The organism is Bradyrhizobium sp. URHA0013 (genome assembly GCF_000518345.1).
Taxonomy (GTDB): Bacteria; Pseudomonadota; Alphaproteobacteria; order Rhizobiales; family Xanthobacteraceae; genus Bradyrhizobium.
This window is the reverse complement of sequence record NZ_KI912427.1, coordinates 222,569-237,782: the sequence shown is the minus strand read 5'-3', so window position 1 is coordinate 237,782 and position 15,214 is coordinate 222,569. Positions and strand designations below refer to the sequence as shown.

The following is a 15,214-nucleotide window of genomic DNA, read 5'->3' as shown; positions in this document are numbered from 1 at the left end:
TCGGGTACGGGCGCTGCACCCGGACTGTCGTCCCTTTTCCGGACTATGCATCGGCTTCTCCGCTGTCAGCCGTATTGACTCCCCCTGAATTCGTTATACAACATAACTATTCTGACAAGGACGCAAATGACACAGGGAAACGCCGAGACCGCTGACGCGGGCGCCTCCGGGCTTTTGAGGATCGAGCGGACGGACCGGGTTTTGACGGTCGGCCTGAATCGGCCGGCCAAGCGCAATGCGCTCAACGACGGCATCATCCTGGAAATCGGCGAGTGTTTTGCGTCCCTGCCCGAGGATATCGGCGCGGTCGTCATCCACGGCATCGGCGACCATTTTTCCAGCGGTCTCGATCTCTCTGAACTGACCGACCACGACGCCACCGGCGGCCTTCTCCATTCCCAGATGTGGCACCGGGTGTTCGACCGCATCCAGTACAGCCGGGTGCCCGTGATCGCGGCACTCAGGGGGGCCGTGATCGGCGGCGGGCTGGAGCTTGCCTGCGCGGCGCATATCCGTGTCGCCGAACCCTCGACCTATTTCGCGCTGCCGGAGGGGCAGCGCGGCATCTTCGTCGGTGGCGGCGGTTCGGTGCGCCTGCCGCGCCTGATCGGCGTCGCCAGGATGATGGACATGATGCTCACCGGCCGCGTCTATTCCGCGACCGAAGGCACCTCCTACGGCTTTGCGCAATATGTCACGGAAGCCGGCAACGGGCTCGGCAAGGCGATGGAGCTTGCGACCAAGGTCGCCTCCAACGCGCCGCTGACCAACTTCGCCGTGCTCCAGGCGCTACCGATGATCGCGGAGGCCAATCCGCAGACCGGCCTGTTGATGGAATCGCTGATGGCGACGGTGGCGCAGAGCGACAAGGAAGCCAAGCGCAGGATCCGCGAGTTCCTCGAACACAAGACCGCAAAGGTGAAGCCGAAATCATGAGCGCGCAGCCGTCGTCCTCTTCCAGCATGGAGCGCGGCGCGAGCACTTCCCCGCTGCGGCCCATTTCGTTCGGCGATCCCGTCGTGAATATCGAGCGCTGCGACGACGGCACGATTTACCTGCGGCCCAAACAGCCGCTCGGAGACTATCCGGCCCGCATCACCGACCGCCTGCATCACTGGGCGAGCGCGACCCCCGATCGCGTGTTCATGGCCGAGCGCGAAGGCGGCCGCGGCTGGCGCAAGATCAGCTACGCCGAGCTGCTCGCCGCGAGCCGGCACATTGCCTCAGGACTCATTGCGCGCGGGTTGTCGGCGGAGCGGCCGGTCGTCATCCTCTCCGGCAATTCGATCGACCATGCATTGCTGGCGTTCGGAGCGTTCTATGCCGGCATTCCGTTCTGCCCGGTGTCGCCGGCCTATTCACTGGTGTCGAAGGATTACGGCAAGCTCTCCTACTTGATGAAGCTGCTGACGCCCGGCCTCGTCTTCGCCGAGGACGCCGACAAGTTCGCCGACGCCCTCGCAGCCAACGTCTCGCTCGGCACCGAGATCGCCGCGTCCTACGGCCATGTGCCGGGCCGCGACGTCACCTTGCTCGCCGACCTCATGGCAACGCCGATCCGCGGCGATCTGGACGAGGTCCACGGCAGGATCGGCCCCGACACCATCGCGAAATTCCTGCTGACGTCGGGCTCGACCGGCAACCCCAAGGCAGTCGTCAACACCCAGCGCATGATCTGCGCCAACCAGGTGATGCTGCGCGAGACGCTCGCCTTCCTCAAGGACGAGCCGCCCGTCATCATCGACTGGCTGCCCTGGAATCACACTTTTGGTGGCAACCACAATATCGGGTTGACGCTCTACAATGGCGGCTCGATGTATCTCGACGCCGGCAAGCCGGTGCCTGGAGGCATCGAGGAGACCGTGCGCAATCTCCAGGAGATATCGCCGACGGTCTATTTCAACGTCCCCAAGGGCTACGAGTCGCTGCTGCCTTATCTGCGCGACGACCAGGGCCTGCGCGCAAAATTCTTCGACCGGCTGCACGCAATGTTCTTCTCGGGCGCGGCCCTGTCGCCGTTCGTCTGGAACAGCCTCGACGAGCTCGCGGTGAAGGAAAAAGGCTATCGCGTGCCGATGCTGACCGGCCTCGGTGCAACCGAGACCGCGCCGTTCTTCATGTCGGTCAACCCGCGCACCAGCCGTTCCGGCCATGTCGGGCTTCCCGTATCCGGCAACGACGCCAAGCTGGTGCCGAACAACGGCAAGATGGAAGTTCGTTGCAAGGGGCCGAACGTGATGCCCGGCTACTGGCGCCAGCCCGACATCACCGCAAGTTCGTTCGACGAAGAAGGCTTCTACAAGCTCGGCGATGCACTCAAGCCCGTCGATCCCGATGATCTCAATGCCGGCTTCGATTTCGACGGCCGCATCGGCGAGGATTTCAAGCTCGGCAGCGGCACCTGGGTCAGTGTCGGCCCGTTGCGCGCGCGCTTCGTCGCGGCCTGCGCACCGCTGGTGCGCGACGTCGTCATCGCCGGCATCAACCGTGACGAGGTCTCCGCGCTCGTCGTGCTCGATCTCGACGGCTGCCGGCTGATCAACCCGACGCTGCCGACCGACGATCTCGTCGTCGCGACCCGCGACCGGCTGGTGCGCGAGGCATTTCGCGAACGGCTGACCCGCTTTCTCGGCGCGGCCACGGGATCCTCGACGCGGATCACGCGCGCGATCCTCATGGACACGCCGCTCTCGATCGACAAGGGCGAGGTCACCGACAAGGGCTCGATCAACCAGCGCGCGGTGCTCGAGCATCGCAGCCTGCTGATCGAGGAGCTCTACGCTGCCAATCCATCGGACCGTGTGATATCGGTCGGCTAAGAAATATCGCACCAGGGAGAACGCCATGTTGTTGAAGGATCAGGCTGTCATCGTCACCGGCGGCGCGTCGGGACTTGGTGCGGCGACCGCGCGAAAGCTGGCTGGCCAGGGCGCCAAGGTCGCGGTGTTTGATCTCAATGCCAAGCTCGCCGAGACTGTCGCCGCCGAGATCAAGGGCGTGGCTGTGGCTTGCGACGTCTCCGATGCCGCGTCCGCGGAAGCTGCGATCGCCCAGGCGACCAAAGCCCATGGACCCGCGCGCGTGCTGGTCAATTGCGCTGGCATCGGCGTTGCCAAGCGCGTCGTCGGCCGCGACGGCCCGATGGCGCTCGCCGATTTCGACAAGGTGATCAAGGTCAACCTGATCGGCACCTTCAACATGCTGCGTCTCGCCGCAAACGAGATGTCCAAGCTCGAGCCGCAGGCCACCGGCGAGCGCGGCGTCATCATCAACACGGCGTCCGTTGCCGCTTATGACGGCCAGATCGGGCAATCGGCCTATTCGGCCTCGAAGGGCGGCATCGTCGGCATGACGCTACCGATCGCGCGCGAGCTGGCGCAGTTCGGCGTCCGCGTGCTGACGATTGCGCCCGGCCTGTTCCTCACGCCGCTGCTCGCCAACCTGCCGCAGGAAGCCCAGGACTCACTCGCCGCCGCGATCCCGTTCCCGCGCCGGCTCGGCCACGCCGACGAGTTCGCGGCGCTCGCCCTGCACATGGTCGAGAATTCGTACCTGAACGGCGAAGTGGTGCGCCTCGACGGCTCGCTGCGCATGGCGCCGAAATAGGACGCGGCTTATGTTCGTGAACCGGCGCGACGTCCAGATCCAGTGGGGTGACTGCGACCCCGCCAACATCGTCTATTACCCGCGCTATTTCGCGATGTTCGACGATTCGACGTCGACCCTGTTCGAAGTCGCCGGCTTCTCCAAGCAGGACCTGGTCAAGAAATACGGCTTGGTCGGCATTCCCATGGTCGAGACACGCGCCAAGTTCTACATCCCCTCGACTTACGGCGACTGGATCACCATCGAAACGAAGATCGAGAGCATCAAGCGCTCGAGTTTCGAGGTGAAGCACAGCGTCTTCAAGGGCGAGGCGCTGGCGATCGAGGGTTTCGAGACCCGTGTCCTGGTCGGGCGCGACCCCGTTAACCCCGACAAACTGAAATCGGCACCGTTTCCTGCGGAAATGGTAGCCAAATTCACCGGGAGCGAGGCCCGGAGCTAAATCGCCACATCACCAAAAGAGGGGGCTGAATTACCCCCCGATTTCTGCTTTCAAAGAAACACATAAAGGGAGGAATAGATGAAACGCTTTTACCTGACCGCCGCCGTCACCGCGGCCGCGCTTGCACTGCCGGCCGTGCCCGCGCTGGCTCAGACCGCCGAGGTCACCATCGGCATCACCACCACCACGACCGGCCCGGGCGCAGCGCTGGGCATTCCCGAGCGCAATGCGCTTGAGTTCGTGCCAAAGGAGATCGGCGGCGTGCCGCTGAAGGTGATCGTACTCGACGACGGTGGCGATCCCACCACCGCAACCACCAACGCCCGCCGCTTCGTGACCGAATCCAAGGCTGATATCATCATGGGCTCGGCGCTGACGCCGCCGACAATCGCGGTGTCGAACGTCGCCAACGAAGCCGGCATTCCACATTTCGGCCTGGCGCCGTTCCCGATCACGCCGGAGCGCATGAAGTGGTCGGTGGCGATGCCGCAGCCGATCCCGATCGTGGGCAAGGTGCTGTACGACCACATGAAGGCCAAGGGCGTGAAGACCGTCGGCTATATCGGCTATTCCGACTCCTATGGCGACCTCTGGTTCAACGATTTGAAGGCGCAGGCCGTGCCGATGGGCATAACCATCGCCGACGAGGAGCGCTTCGCTCGCCCCGACACGTCGGTGACCGGACAGGTGCTGAAGCTCGTGGCAGCGAATCCCGATGCCATTCTGGTCGGCGCTTCCGGCACCGCGGCCGCGCTACCGCAGACGGAGCTGCGCGAGCGTGGCTATCAGGGCCTGATCTACCAGACCCATGGCGCCGCCAGCATGGACTTCATCCGCATCGCCGGCAAAGCGGCGGAAGGCGTGCTGATGGCCTCTGGTCCCGTCATGGATCCCGAGGACCAGCCGGACGAAGCTGCCACCAAGAAGCCGGGCCTCGCGCTCAACTCGGCCTATGAAGCCAAGTACGGCCCGAACAGCCGCAGCCAGTTCGCCGGTCACTCTTACGATGCGTTCGAGATTCTCAAGCGCATCATCCCGGCGGCACTCAAGACGGCGAAGCCCGGCACGCCGGAATTCCGCGAAGCGATCCGCCAGGCGCTGCTGTCGGAGAAGGAGCTTGCGGCGAGCCAGGGTGTCTACAATTTCACCGAGAAGGACCGCTACGGCCTCGACGAGCGCTCGCGCATCCTGCTCACGGTGAAGAACGGCAAGTACTCGCTGGTGAAGTAGACGCGGCGAAAACTAGAGACGACAGAGCCGGCCCGATGGGCCGGCTCTTTTTGTTTTGGCTGTATGAGCGAGCCGCACCTCCGGTGTCGCCCCCTCTCCCGCTTGCGGGAGAGGGTTGGGGTGAGGGTGCCTCCGCATTGGGATTGTCTGACGTCTACCGGCAAAGCCCCCAGAGGAGATAGCCCTCACCCGCCACGCTCTGCGGACGCGCTGTCGTCAAGCTGCCTGCCGCAGCGGGGTCCAGGCGAACTCCGGATAGTAAGTGTCCATCATCCGGTCGACATAAGCGGTGAGGTTCGAAAATCCTTCGGCGCGACGGCGCAGGGCGGATTCGAAGAACGGCGTCAGGATCCCGGCGAGTGCACCGAAGGCGGTGGCATCGACGCCGCAGGGTTTGTTGCCCATCAGATAGGACTTGTCACCGAGCTGCACCGAGAGCGCAAACAGCGAGCGCACGGCGAGATCGACGTCGTCATCGGGCGCGTGCCGTCCGAGCCCGGAGAGCAAATAGTTCTCGGCGACACGGAATTGCGCGTCCTCGCGCAACTTCTCGCGGTTGTGCTCCGGCGCGCCGTCGAAGAAATGCGCAGGCCCCTTGGCGAAGTTGACGGGGTCGACCCAGCGCGCCCCGACCAGCGCAAAATAAACGTGATGCTCGATCATGCGCTCGAACGCCCAAGCCTGTGCGCGTTCGGCAAGAGACAGCCCGGCGTCGAAATCGAAGCCGTAGCGGCGCTCGATATGGGCGCGGATGAAGGTGGAATCGGCCACCGCCTCGCCGCCATCGTCGATGAAAGGCAGCTGCCCCTTGGGAGAGGCGGGCGGCATCGCCCGCTCCTTGCGGTAAGGCAATCCCGCCATCTTGAGCTGCACCTCCGTCTTGGTGACGAAGGGGCTGATTTCCGGCAGGCCGAAGCCGGTGCCAAAGCCGTAAAGCGTGATCATGAAGGCTCTCCTGAAACCACCGAAAGAGTTGAGGGAACTTAACCGCGGGCTGCTGCCACCATGGTGGCAGCAGCCGTGATATCTTCTGCGAAACGGGCCCCTCGCCAGGCGCGGCCCATGACATGACGGACCAGCGCGTCCGCGGCCTGGACCAGGAAGCGAGCCACCATGGTCGCGAGCGCAAGGCGGAGGTCGACGACCATGAGATCAAGGGATACGAGGCGGCCGAACGCCCATACGTACCAAGCCCGGAGTTGCAAACGCAGGACTTGCAAAGGCTGGACCTGTAGAGGCTGGGTCCGCCACAGCGCAGCGGCCGGGCCGAAATGAGTTGGAATGATCATGGACAAATCCTCTTCAGTCGACGTGTTGACCCGGTGTAGAACTCCCCTGCTGCCAACATCCTGTCAGCAGCCGCGCGCCACCATCTGAAAAACCACCGACAAGAGACCAGTCATGAGACGCGCCGACCGGCTGTTTCAAATCATCCAGGTGCTGAGGCGCACGCGTAAGCCGCTGACGGCGGACGCCATCGCGGCCGAGCTCGAGACCTCGAAGCGCACGATCTATCGCGACATCGCCACGCTGATCGGCCAGCGCGTGCCCATCCGCGGTGAAGCCGGCATGGGCTACATCCTGGAAAAGGGTTTTGACCTGCCGCCTTTGATGCTGACACCCGACGAGATCGAGGCGGCGGTGCTGGGCGCGCAATGGGTCGCCGGCCATGCCGATCCCGCGCTGGCGCGCGCGGCTGAAGATCTGATGGCCAAGATCGCCGACACTGTCCCGGAGCGCCTGCGTCCCTTCGTGCTGGAGCCGGCAAGCCGGGCCCGGCCGAGCTGGAACAGGGAGCCCGACCGCCTGGACATGGCGCGCACACGCACCCAGATCCACGAAGGCAAGAAGATCATGCTGCGCTATCGCGACGAGCAGGGCCGCGCCAGCGAGCGCATGATCTGGCCGATTTCGATCGGCTATCTCGAAGCCGTGCGCCTGCTCGCGGCCTGGTGCGAGCTGCGCGGAGACTTCCGCAGCTTCCGCACCGACCGCGTGGTCGACGCGACCTATCCCGATGAGAGATATCCTGAAAGGCGCGACGTGCTGCGCGCAAAATGGCGGCAGAGCCTGGTCTGGGGCCCGCCCAAGGATACGTGAAGGACACGTGACGATGGACGAGAACGCCCACATCGACCTGTCGAGCTGCTGCCAGAGTTGCGGCGCCTGCTGCGGCTATTCGGCGAACTGGCCGCGCTTCTCGATCGAGAGCGACGAGGAGCTCGCCGCGATTCCCGAAGCGCTCGTCAACGACCGTCAATCCGGCATGCGCTGCGAAGGCGGTCGCTGTTCGGCGTTGCAGGGAGAGATCGGACAAGCGACCGCGTGCGGCATCTACGCAGTGCGGCCGGACGTGTGCCGCACGTGCATGCCGGGCGACGCCGAATGCGCGATGGCGCGACGGAAATTCGGGCTGCCAATGATCGCGAGCGTTTAGGCCGGGACGGCTTCGCTAATCTCGTCGTCGATCTCGTCGTCCAGCGGCGCGAGCACCGAGAGCGGCTTGGTCGACAGCGTGATCGGCTTGCGCCCACCGGACAGCGACGGCGAGGATTTCGCCGCGCCTTCGCGCGCAAGCGCGTAGAGCGTCGAACCGACACGGCCGCCGTTCTCGATCAGGTCGCGCTCGTTGCAGCTGCCTGCGATCGCGACCGCCAGCGAATGCAGATGGCTTCGGCGATAGCAGAACAGCGCCAGCCTGGCGCGCGCGTCAGGGGAAACACTTTCAACCAGCCTCGGCAGGCCACTCTCGCTGGCGCGGTACATCTCGCCAAGGAGTTCGTCGCGGACCGGGCACGAATCGCCTTCAAAGGTATCGCGGCTTGAAAACATTGCAGTTCTCCCTCGTCTGGGAAGATGCAGTGCAATTCTCTAATGAAAGGTTAACCACGCTGCCCGGTAGTCACCCGGGGTCCTTGCGCGTGGGCCGCGAATCAATGGGCTGGAAAGGGTTTTCTCTGTGGCCATCCTTCGAGACACCCGCCTTCGGCGGGCCCTCAGGATGAGGTCTGCTTCTGCTGAAAGATTCTCAGCCCTCGTGGCGAGGAGGCGCGAAGCGCCGTCTCGAACCATGCAGGCCCGCCAGCCACTCCAGACGGCCGCCAGCGCTCAGTTCGCCGCCATGAAGATGGAGAGGCCGAAGCCGGTCAGATGGTGCAGGGCCTGGTCGACACCGATCAAGGTCCAGAACCAGGGATGCGCAAGATCGACACCGAAATTGGCCGAGACGAGCCCCTTGGCGCGGTCGATCGTGATGTGGATCACGAAGTCGATCAGCGCCACAAACCAGAATTTCGGCGCCACGATCAGGATGAGCGGCAGCGCAACCGCAAGGTGAACCAGGCAGTGCACCAGGAGCGGCAGGGCCCAGCCGTGCTTCTGGTCCTTGCCATGCGCCATCCAGGCGGTCTGGAGGACGAAATCGGCGATGATGTGCTTGAACGTCAGCAGCAACATCCAACCAATGAGGGCTTCGACCGCAACCGCCGATGACAGGGGTGGAAACGACAAGGCGCCCTCGTTGACGTGACAAGAAGAGTTGGAGCGTTCAGCGCAATCTCTTCCTGGACCGGTCAAATCGCCGGGACCTGCGATTTATGACACCTCCCGCGGCGGAATGCAGCCGGGGGGAACCGAAAATCGCCAACTGTGGCTAACTGGTGATAGGATGACCAATCGCCGCGGCCGGGTTGAGTAAGGTTACCTTCGGCTCGGAATTTGCATTCCGCGGCCTGCGCGCTATCATTGCCGGCAGAGAATATCGTTCTTTTTTCAGACGTTTACGAATTACAGGGCGACCGCAGCGATCGCATCCGCGATGCCGCCCGCCACCGGAAGCATAAGGCCAGAGTGCTGCCATGAGTACTGAGGGCCCGACCTCATCGCCGATCGAGCCACCGCCCCGGCGACCCAAGGTGATCAAGACCAATCAGCAGCAGGTCTTCCTCTACGTCGTGCTGACCCTGCTGTTGTCGCTTGCCACCGTCTGGGGCGGCCGCATGCTGGTGCACAGTTCGGAAACGCTGACCTTTGCCGTCGGCGCCCCTAACAGCGACGAGGCGCTGTTCGCAGCCAAGCTCGCCGCCGTCCTGAAGAACAACGCCTCGCGCTTCCGGATCAAGATCGTCAACAACGCCGACAACGCCAAGGCGATCGCCCAGTTCGATCGCAAGCAGGCTGACCTCGCGGTGCTGCGCACCGACGCCAAGGTGCCGCTGCGGGCGCGCACGCTCGCGATCCTCGAGCACGATCTCGTGCTGCTGCTCGGGCCGGGAAACAAGAAGATCAAGTCGCTCGCCGAGCTGAAGAAGAAGAAGGTCGCCGTCCTCGCCGACAACGAATCATCGCTCGCCTTCGTCCGCGGCATCCTCGACATTCCCGACGGCGCGGACGCGGCGAGGATCCAGATGGCGCCACCGGGCGCAACGCTCGACAAGCTGTTCGCGCCGGCAAGCGGCTTTGGCGCGGTCGTCGCCATCGTCCACGCCTCGAGGGCGGTGCGGGACAAGGCGTATGAGCAGGTCGCCAGGCGCGGCGGCTTCACGCTGAATGCGATTGACGAGGCGAAAGCGCTGGCGCGCAGGATCCCCGGCATTTCCAGCGAGACGCTGACGGCGGGCACGCTGTCTGCATCACCGGAAATTCCCGACGACGATCTCGACACGATCGGGCTCGAATGGTTGCTGGTCGCCCAATCCCGGATGTCGCCGACGGCGGCCGGGGAGCTCGCGCGCAGCGTCTACGAGAACAAGTCCGCGCTCGGGCTCGACAGTGGCTTTGCCAGCAGAATCGAACCCGCCTCCGTCGAGAAGGACGCCTTCGTGATGGCGCATCAAGGGGCGGCCGACTACATCAACGACGACACCAAGTCGTTCATGGATAAGTACAGCGACCTGATGTATCTGGCCGCTGCCGCGCTCAGCGTCATCGGCTCGATCTTCGCCGCGATCTACGCCAAGATCACCCGGATCGCGCCGGAGAAGGCCAGCGAGCTTTCCACCGCCATCCTCGACATCGGCGAGCGGATCGAACACGCGCATTCGCTCGACCAGCTCGAATGTCTCCAGGACGAGCTGGAAGGCATCTTGCGCGGCGCGGTCATCGGCTTGCGAGACGGCACGATCAGTACCGACGGGCTCGATACCTTCAAGCTCGGCTACGAATTCGTCCGCGACGAGATCGGCATGCGCCGCGACTACCTCAAGCGCCATGCGGGCGAGGGCGAGAAGGCCGCTCAGGATGCGGCCCCTCCCCACCACGACGAGAGCAATGTCGTGGTGGTGAAGACAGCTCAGAGTGCCTGACCTATCGATTTGAAGATCTGCGGTGACGCTTGCCGGCACGTCCGCGAAGGACCGGGGGACCCTCGTCCGGGAACCGTCCCTGTCCACAACCGTTTGTTCTCGGATCAACCGGAGACCGCGCCATGCGTGCACTCCTCATCATCTTCCTGCTGGGAATGTTGGCCGCGGTTGGCTATTTCGCTTACTCCGCGATGGCGGTCGAGGGCGAGCCGATTCCAACGGAAGGCTATGTGGCGCTGGCGCTGGGGGCCGGGTTTTCCGTTCTTGTCGGCATCGGCTTGATGGTGCTGCTGTTCTTCAGCAGCCGTCGCGGCTACGACGAACCGCCGCATTTCAAGTAGCGGCACGTGGCCCGCGGCCGCGCCCGTCGTTGACGGCCTCGACCCGGGCAGGCACTTTGGCACCGAGGTTCCAGCCGGGGACCGCAAAGACAAAACCGAGCCGCCTTCCCGCATGTCCAAGCCGCTGATCTCCGCTCTGGCCCAGTTCGCGGCCGCCACGGCCGGCCGCAACATGACCAGGGCGGCCTATGTGGCCGTCGGCGTCGGCGTGCTCGGCATGGTGCTGCTGACGGTCAACCCGGCCTATGAGGCGGCACATCGCTGGGTCGATGCCCTGCTTTGGACCTGCCTCGTCTACTTCGTGTTCGAATGGGTGGTCCGGCTGCGCCATATGGCGCGACAGGGGCGCCTCGCACTCTACATGTCCTCCTCCGCCGGGCTGGTCGACGCGGTCGGTGCGTTGGCCGTGCCGGCCGCGCTGATTCTCGGAATCGAGCCCAGGACGGCGTGGCTGCTCAGCGTGCTCTGGGTGCTGAAGGTGGTACCGGGCATTCCCGGCCTGCGGCAGCTCCGCCGCGTGCTGGTGCTCGAATCGGGGCCGCTGCTCAGCGTGCTCGTGATCTTCCTGATGGTGGTCTTCCTGGCCTCGGTCGCCGAATATTTCCTGGAGCGGGACGTGCAGCCGCAGACGTTCGGCAGCGTCCCCGCCGCGCTGTGGTGGGCCGTCGCAACCCTGACGACGACGGGTTATGGCGACGTCGTGCCGGTGACGCCGCTGGGCCGCATGGTGGCCGCGCTGGTGATGATCTCCGGCCTCGGTGTGTTCGGCCTCTGGACCGGTATTTTGGCGACCGGCTTTGCCGCGGAGACCCGGCGCGACAATTTCCTCAAGACCTGGGAATCCGTCAGCAAAGTGCCGTTCTTCGCGGCGCTCGGACCGGCGGCCATCGCCGACGTCACCCACATGCTGCGAACCATGGAGCTGCCGGCGCGCACCATGATCATCCGCAAGGGTGCACAGGGCGATTGCATGTATTTCATCGCCGCGGGCGAGGTCGAGGTCGACCTGCCCGGCAAGAAGGTGCAGCTCGGCGATGGCGCGTTCTTCGGCGAGATGGCCTTGCTCGGCAACAATTTGCGCGGCGCCAATGTCTCGACCACCAAGGTGTCGCGGCTGCTCGTGCTCGACCTCGTCGACTTCCGCGTGCTGATGGCGCGGCATCCCGATCTCGCCGAGACCATCGATGCCGAGGCGAAGCGGCGCACGCTCGAAAACAAATAAATGGCGACAAGCAAATAAATGGAGACAAGAATGTCGGACATCACCGACGCAGCCACTGGCCCGCTGCTCGACCTCGTTGGTGCACGCGCCACCATCCGCCTCAATCGTCCCAAACACCTCAACCGGCTCCAGGCCGAGGATCTCGGCGAGCTGGTCAAACTGTTCGATCGGGTCGAGGCCGATCCTGCTATCCGCGTGCTGGTGTTGACCGGCACCGGGCGCGCCTTCTCCGCGGGCTATGATCTCAACTCGGTTGCCGAGCGCGCGGTCAGTGCGAACGAGCAGCAGAGCGCGGGCTCCGCCTTTGAGGTAGTCGTCAACCGGCTGGAGGATCTCGGCGTCCCCACGATCTGCCGGCTCAACGGCGGCGTCTATGGCGGCGCGACCGATCTCGCGCTCGCCTGCGACTTCCGCATCGGCGTGGATACCGCCGAGATGTTCATGCCCGCGGCACGCCTCGGGCTGCATTACTACAGCAGCGGCATCAAGCGTTACGTGACACGGCTCGGCGTCGACAATGCAAAAAAGCTGTTCCTGACCGCGCAAAAGATCAGCGCGCCGGAGATGCTGCGGATCGGCTATCTCACCGATATGGTGGCGGTCGAGTTTCTGGACGAGGAGGTCGATAGGCTCGCCAACATCCTCGCCGGCAACGCGCCGCAGGCGATGCGCGGCATGAAGCGCGCGATCAACGAATTCGCCCGCGGCGAACTCGACGAGCAAGGCGCCGACCAGCGCCACCGTGACAGCATGCGCGGCGACGAGATCAAGGAAGGCATCAAGGCCTTCGCGGAGAAGCGGCCGCCAATTTTCTGATCACGCCCGCTTCGACCGCATCGCCCGCACCTGCGTGAGCTTCGGATCGCGGGCAAGCGCCTGGTAGCGTTTGCTCTCGATGGGATAGAGCGCGACCCGGCCCCTGCTATCGGCATGAACGCCCCAGCCGAAGCGCTTGCCCAGGCTCGACGCCCTCATGCACGCCTGCCCTCGGGAGAAGAACACTTCACGGGCCGCCCGCTTCTCCGTTTCCGTCGCCTTCACGGCGAGTTCGCGTCCTGGCGCGGACGTCGCGAAGATCACGTCGTCGGACGTGTATTTGTAAGGCGCCTTCGCGATCATCCCGTATTGCAGGCACGCCACCGTCGGCTTTCCCGCGCGCAGCGGCGGCTCTTCGCCTGTGCGCGCAGGACAATCTTCAGCAACCTGGATGAAGGTGTTGAAGCAGTTGGTCGTGTGCATCGGCTTCGTCATCTTCAACCTTGGATCACTCAGCCCTGAAGCGCCGCAGCATGCTGCGCCGCCATCTCGGCATCCGCCGCGTTGATGCGCTGGAACGCCGGCCGCGAGGTCATGCGTTCGGCATAGCGGACGAACACGTCCTTTTTCGGCACAATGCCGAACATCATGGTCCAGCTGAACGCGACGCCCCACAGCACATCCGCGGCCGTCATGCGCTCGCCGAGCAGATACGGTCCCTTCGACAGCTGCGCCTCGAGCGCGCCGAGCATGGTGTCATAGTCGGCATAAGGCGATTGCGTGATCGGTGCCGGCTCGCGCTGCATGAACTTGTCGATCAGGGCCGGCTCGAACGAGGCGCCGTAATAGGCGATCCAGCGCAGATAGGGGCCGCGCAGCGGATCGTTCAGCGCGGGTGTGAGCTCGGCCTGCGGAAACAAATCGGCGAGGTAGATGGTGATCGCGACCTGCTCGGTCACAAGCTGCCCGCTGTGGTGGATCGCCGGCACCTTGCCGAGCGGGTTGATGGCGAGGTAGGCCGGCTGGCGCTGCTCGCCGGCCTTCATGTTGAGGACATGAAGATCATAGGGTGCCCCCAATTCCTCCAGCAGCACCCGCGTGCCGGTGGCGCGGCTTTGCGGCGAATAATATAGCGTGATGCGGTTCGGATCGGTCATGGCGGTCTCCATCTGGCCGGCTGGCAAATGGCATTGTAGCGGACCATACCTGACATCCTGTGTCAGGTATGGTTTAAGGGACCATGCGCGCGAGCCGGATGCTGTCGATCCTCACTACCCTCCAGGCCAGGGGGCAGGTCACCGCGACTGAGCTCGCGGAGGCCTGCGAAGTCTCGGTGCGCACGATCTACCGCGACATCGACGCGCTCGCGGCGTCCGGCGTCCCTGTCTATGCCGACCGCGGCGCGGAGGGCGGCTATCGCCTGCTCGATGGCTATCGCGTGCGGCTGAACGGTCTGTCGCAAAGCGAAGCGGAAGCGCTGTTCCTGGCGGGATTGCCGGGCCCGGCGGCAGCGTTCGGGCTGGATGCGGCGATGATCGCCGCACAGAACAAGCTGATGGCCGCGCTGCCCGCCAATTTGCGCGAAGACGCCGGACGGATGCAGGACCGTTTTCACCTCGACGCGCCGGGCTGGTTCGGCGAGGCGGAAGAACCCAAGCATCTGCGCACCATCGCTGCCGCGACCCTGCGCGGGACACTGATCAAGATCCGCTACCAGAGCTGGCGCGCCGAGAAGCAGCGTCGCGTCGCGCCGCTCGGTCTCGTGCTGAAAGGTGGCAGCTGGTATCTGGCAGGTCTGGTCGACGGCAGCGTGCGGACCTATCGCGTCGCGCGCGTGCTCGACTGCACGGCGCTCGACGATCGCTGTGAGCGGCCCGCCGGTTTCGATCTCGCCAACTATTGGCGGGACGCAACGCTGCGTCTCGAGGCCGAGATGCATCCCAATGTCGCGATCGTTCGGCTGTCGCCCTTCGGCGTGAAACTGCTCGACGCGCTGACCCAGCCTTACGTCAGGGCGCGCACGCAGCTCGAAGAGACCGCGGATGCAGACGGCTGGCGCATTGCCAGAGTGCCGACCGGCAAGACGTCATGGCATGCCGCCGCCGAATTGTTGCGGCTCGGGCCCGAGGCCGAAGTACTGGAGCCGGCCGATCTGCGCGAGAAGATGGCCGAGCTGACAGAAGCGATGGCCGTGCGCTATCGCGCGGCGCGGAAAGCAGGACGGCGGCGCAACGCACCGCGACCGACGAAACACTCCTGAAACACGATTCTCCCCTGCCTGCATGAACGCATCCGCGTTTCGGCTCGACCGAGA

General features: G+C 64.6%; 18 protein-coding genes. 12 read left to right on the top strand and 6 right to left on the bottom strand.

Features of this window, described 5'->3' with window-relative positions; translation table 11 throughout:
• Positions 1 to 126: 126 nt before the first annotated feature.
• The 5 genes from N551_RS0130510 to N551_RS0130490 all read left to right on the top strand — a co-directional run bounded on the left by N551_RS0130510 (position 127) and on the right by N551_RS0130490 (position 5,278).
• On the top strand, positions 127 to 936 hold the full coding sequence (locus tag N551_RS0130510) for a crotonase/enoyl-CoA hydratase family protein (RefSeq protein WP_027570152.1): 810 nt from the start codon (positions 127 to 129) through the stop codon (positions 934 to 936).
• Positions 933 to 2,819, top strand: coding sequence for a feruloyl-CoA synthase (locus tag N551_RS0130505; protein WP_027570151.1), 1,887 nt, complete (start codon positions 933 to 935; stop codon positions 2,817 to 2,819). The genes N551_RS0130510 and N551_RS0130505 overlap by 4 nt, the downstream gene beginning before the upstream one ends.
• A 25-nt stretch (positions 2,820 to 2,844) precedes the next feature.
• Positions 2,845 to 3,606, top strand: coding sequence for an SDR family NAD(P)-dependent oxidoreductase (locus tag N551_RS0130500; protein ID WP_027570150.1), 762 nt, complete (start codon positions 2,845 to 2,847; stop codon positions 3,604 to 3,606).
• Between the two features lie 10 nt (positions 3,607 to 3,616).
• Positions 3,617 to 4,048 carry a thioesterase family protein gene (locus N551_RS0130495; RefSeq protein WP_027570149.1) on the top strand — a complete coding sequence of 144 codons (432 nt, stop codon included), beginning with the start codon at positions 3,617 to 3,619 and terminating at the stop codon, positions 4,046 to 4,048.
• A 78-nt stretch (positions 4,049 to 4,126) separates the two neighbouring features.
• A complete protein-coding gene (locus tag N551_RS0130490; RefSeq protein WP_027570148.1) occupies positions 4,127 to 5,278 on the top strand; it encodes an ABC transporter substrate-binding protein in 1,152 nt (383 codons plus the stop codon).
• A gap of 216 nt (positions 5,279 to 5,494) precedes the next feature.
• On the opposite strand, the gene N551_RS0130485 is transcribed toward N551_RS0130490, so the two are convergent.
• The gene (locus tag N551_RS0130485) at positions 5,495 to 6,223 is read right to left on the bottom strand and encodes a glutathione S-transferase family protein (RefSeq protein ID WP_027570147.1); all 729 of its coding nucleotides are present in this window, start codon (positions 6,221 to 6,223) and stop codon (positions 5,495 to 5,497) included.
• Between the two features lie 38 nt (positions 6,224 to 6,261).
• A complete protein-coding gene (locus N551_RS0130480) occupies positions 6,262 to 6,567 on the bottom strand; it encodes a hypothetical protein (RefSeq protein WP_027570146.1) in 306 nt (101 codons plus the stop codon).
• A gap of 112 nt (positions 6,568 to 6,679) precedes the next feature.
• On the opposite strand from N551_RS0130480, the gene N551_RS0130475 reads away from it, so the two are divergent.
• Both N551_RS0130475 and N551_RS0130470 read left to right on the top strand, forming a co-directional pair.
• Positions 6,680 to 7,378 (top strand): YafY family protein, encoded by a 699-nt coding sequence (locus tag N551_RS0130475; RefSeq protein ID WP_027570145.1) that lies wholly within the window; start codon positions 6,680 to 6,682, stop codon positions 7,376 to 7,378.
• 13 nt (positions 7,379 to 7,391) lie between these two features.
• Entirely contained in the window at positions 7,392 to 7,715 is a 324-nt protein-coding gene (locus N551_RS0130470) for a YkgJ family cysteine cluster protein (RefSeq protein ID WP_027570144.1), read from the top strand.
• On the opposite strand, the gene N551_RS0130465 is transcribed toward N551_RS0130470, so the two are convergent.
• The gene (locus tag N551_RS0130465; protein WP_007599645.1) at positions 7,712 to 8,110 is read right to left on the bottom strand and encodes a hypothetical protein; all 399 of its coding nucleotides are present in this window, start codon (positions 8,108 to 8,110) and stop codon (positions 7,712 to 7,714) included. The genes N551_RS0130470 and N551_RS0130465 overlap by 4 nt on opposite strands.
• Before the next feature lie 276 nt (positions 8,111 to 8,386).
• The gene (locus tag N551_RS0130460) at positions 8,387 to 8,734 is read right to left on the bottom strand and encodes a DUF3307 domain-containing protein (protein ID WP_018458457.1); all 348 of its coding nucleotides are present in this window, start codon (positions 8,732 to 8,734) and stop codon (positions 8,387 to 8,389) included.
• A 401-nt stretch (positions 8,735 to 9,135) separates the two neighbouring features.
• On the opposite strand from N551_RS0130460, the gene N551_RS0130455 reads away from it, so the two are divergent.
• The 4 genes from N551_RS0130455 to N551_RS0130440 all read left to right on the top strand — a co-directional run bounded on the left by N551_RS0130455 (position 9,136) and on the right by N551_RS0130440 (position 12,960).
• On the top strand, positions 9,136 to 10,581 hold the full coding sequence (locus N551_RS0130455) for a TAXI family TRAP transporter solute-binding subunit (RefSeq protein ID WP_027570142.1): 1,446 nt from the start codon (positions 9,136 to 9,138) through the stop codon (positions 10,579 to 10,581).
• A 122-nt stretch (positions 10,582 to 10,703) separates the two neighbouring features.
• Positions 10,704 to 10,922 (top strand): hypothetical protein, encoded by a 219-nt coding sequence (locus N551_RS0130450; RefSeq protein WP_007605264.1) that lies wholly within the window; start codon positions 10,704 to 10,706, stop codon positions 10,920 to 10,922.
• Between the two features lie 112 nt (positions 10,923 to 11,034).
• A complete protein-coding gene (locus N551_RS0130445; RefSeq protein WP_027570141.1) occupies positions 11,035 to 12,144 on the top strand; it encodes a cyclic nucleotide-gated ion channel in 1,110 nt (369 codons plus the stop codon).
• A 30-nt stretch (positions 12,145 to 12,174) separates the two neighbouring features.
• Positions 12,175 to 12,960 carry an enoyl-CoA hydratase/isomerase family protein gene (locus N551_RS0130440; protein ID WP_027570140.1) on the top strand — a complete coding sequence of 262 codons (786 nt, stop codon included), beginning with the start codon at positions 12,175 to 12,177 and terminating at the stop codon, positions 12,958 to 12,960.
• Here N551_RS0130440 and N551_RS0130435 read toward each other — a convergent pair whose 3' ends face one another.
• Both N551_RS0130435 and N551_RS0130430 read right to left on the bottom strand, forming a co-directional pair.
• Complete coding sequence (locus tag N551_RS0130435) at positions 12,961 to 13,395, bottom strand: DUF6157 family protein (protein ID WP_027570139.1); 435 nt, start codon at positions 13,393 to 13,395, stop codon at positions 12,961 to 12,963. It lies immediately after the preceding gene.
• Positions 13,396 to 13,412: 17 nt separating this feature from the next.
• Positions 13,413 to 14,057, bottom strand: a complete 645-nt coding sequence (locus N551_RS0130430; protein ID WP_027570138.1) for a glutathione S-transferase family protein — start codon at positions 14,055 to 14,057, stop codon at positions 13,413 to 13,415.
• 83 nt (positions 14,058 to 14,140) lie between these two features.
• On the opposite strand from N551_RS0130430, the gene N551_RS0130425 reads away from it, so the two are divergent.
• On the top strand, positions 14,141 to 15,160 hold the full coding sequence (locus N551_RS0130425) for a YafY family protein (protein ID WP_027570137.1): 1,020 nt from the start codon (positions 14,141 to 14,143) through the stop codon (positions 15,158 to 15,160).
• Positions 15,161 to 15,214 lie beyond the last annotated feature (54 nt).

Excerpts from the sequence above, each read along its gene's own strand:
- N551_RS0130510 (WP_027570152.1), top strand. The coding sequence starts at position 127 with ATGACACAGGGAAACGCCGAGACCGCTGACGCGGGCGCCTCCGGGCTT.
- N551_RS0130505 (WP_027570151.1), top strand. The coding sequence starts at position 933 with ATGAGCGCGCAGCCGTCGTCCTCTTCCAGCATGGAGCGCGGCGCGAGC.
- N551_RS0130500 (WP_027570150.1), top strand. The coding sequence starts at position 2,845 with ATGTTGTTGAAGGATCAGGCTGTCATCGTCACCGGCGGCGCGTCGGGA.
- N551_RS0130495 (WP_027570149.1), top strand. The coding sequence starts at position 3,617 with ATGTTCGTGAACCGGCGCGACGTCCAGATCCAGTGGGGTGACTGCGAC.
- N551_RS0130490 (WP_027570148.1), top strand. The coding sequence starts at position 4,127 with ATGAAACGCTTTTACCTGACCGCCGCCGTCACCGCGGCCGCGCTTGCA.
- N551_RS0130485 (WP_027570147.1), bottom strand. The coding sequence starts at position 6,223 with ATGATCACGCTTTACGGCTTTGGCACCGGCTTCGGCCTGCCGGAAATC.
- N551_RS0130480 (WP_027570146.1), bottom strand. The coding sequence starts at position 6,567 with ATGATCATTCCAACTCATTTCGGCCCGGCCGCTGCGCTGTGGCGGACC.
- N551_RS0130475 (WP_027570145.1), top strand. The coding sequence starts at position 6,680 with ATGAGACGCGCCGACCGGCTGTTTCAAATCATCCAGGTGCTGAGGCGC.
- N551_RS0130470 (WP_027570144.1), top strand. The coding sequence starts at position 7,392 with ATGGACGAGAACGCCCACATCGACCTGTCGAGCTGCTGCCAGAGTTGC.
- N551_RS0130465 (WP_007599645.1), bottom strand. The coding sequence starts at position 8,110 with ATGTTTTCAAGCCGCGATACCTTTGAAGGCGATTCGTGCCCGGTCCGC.
- N551_RS0130460 (WP_018458457.1), bottom strand. The coding sequence starts at position 8,734 with ATGTTGCTGCTGACGTTCAAGCACATCATCGCCGATTTCGTCCTCCAG.
- N551_RS0130455 (WP_027570142.1), top strand. The coding sequence starts at position 9,136 with ATGAGTACTGAGGGCCCGACCTCATCGCCGATCGAGCCACCGCCCCGG.
- N551_RS0130450 (WP_007605264.1), top strand. The coding sequence starts at position 10,704 with ATGCGTGCACTCCTCATCATCTTCCTGCTGGGAATGTTGGCCGCGGTT.
- N551_RS0130445 (WP_027570141.1), top strand. The coding sequence starts at position 11,035 with ATGTCCAAGCCGCTGATCTCCGCTCTGGCCCAGTTCGCGGCCGCCACG.
- N551_RS0130440 (WP_027570140.1), top strand. The coding sequence starts at position 12,175 with ATGTCGGACATCACCGACGCAGCCACTGGCCCGCTGCTCGACCTCGTT.
- N551_RS0130435 (WP_027570139.1), bottom strand. The coding sequence starts at position 13,395 with ATGACGAAGCCGATGCACACGACCAACTGCTTCAACACCTTCATCCAG.
- N551_RS0130430 (WP_027570138.1), bottom strand. The coding sequence starts at position 14,057 with ATGACCGATCCGAACCGCATCACGCTATATTATTCGCCGCAAAGCCGC.
- N551_RS0130425 (WP_027570137.1), top strand. The coding sequence starts at position 14,141 with ATGCGCGCGAGCCGGATGCTGTCGATCCTCACTACCCTCCAGGCCAGG.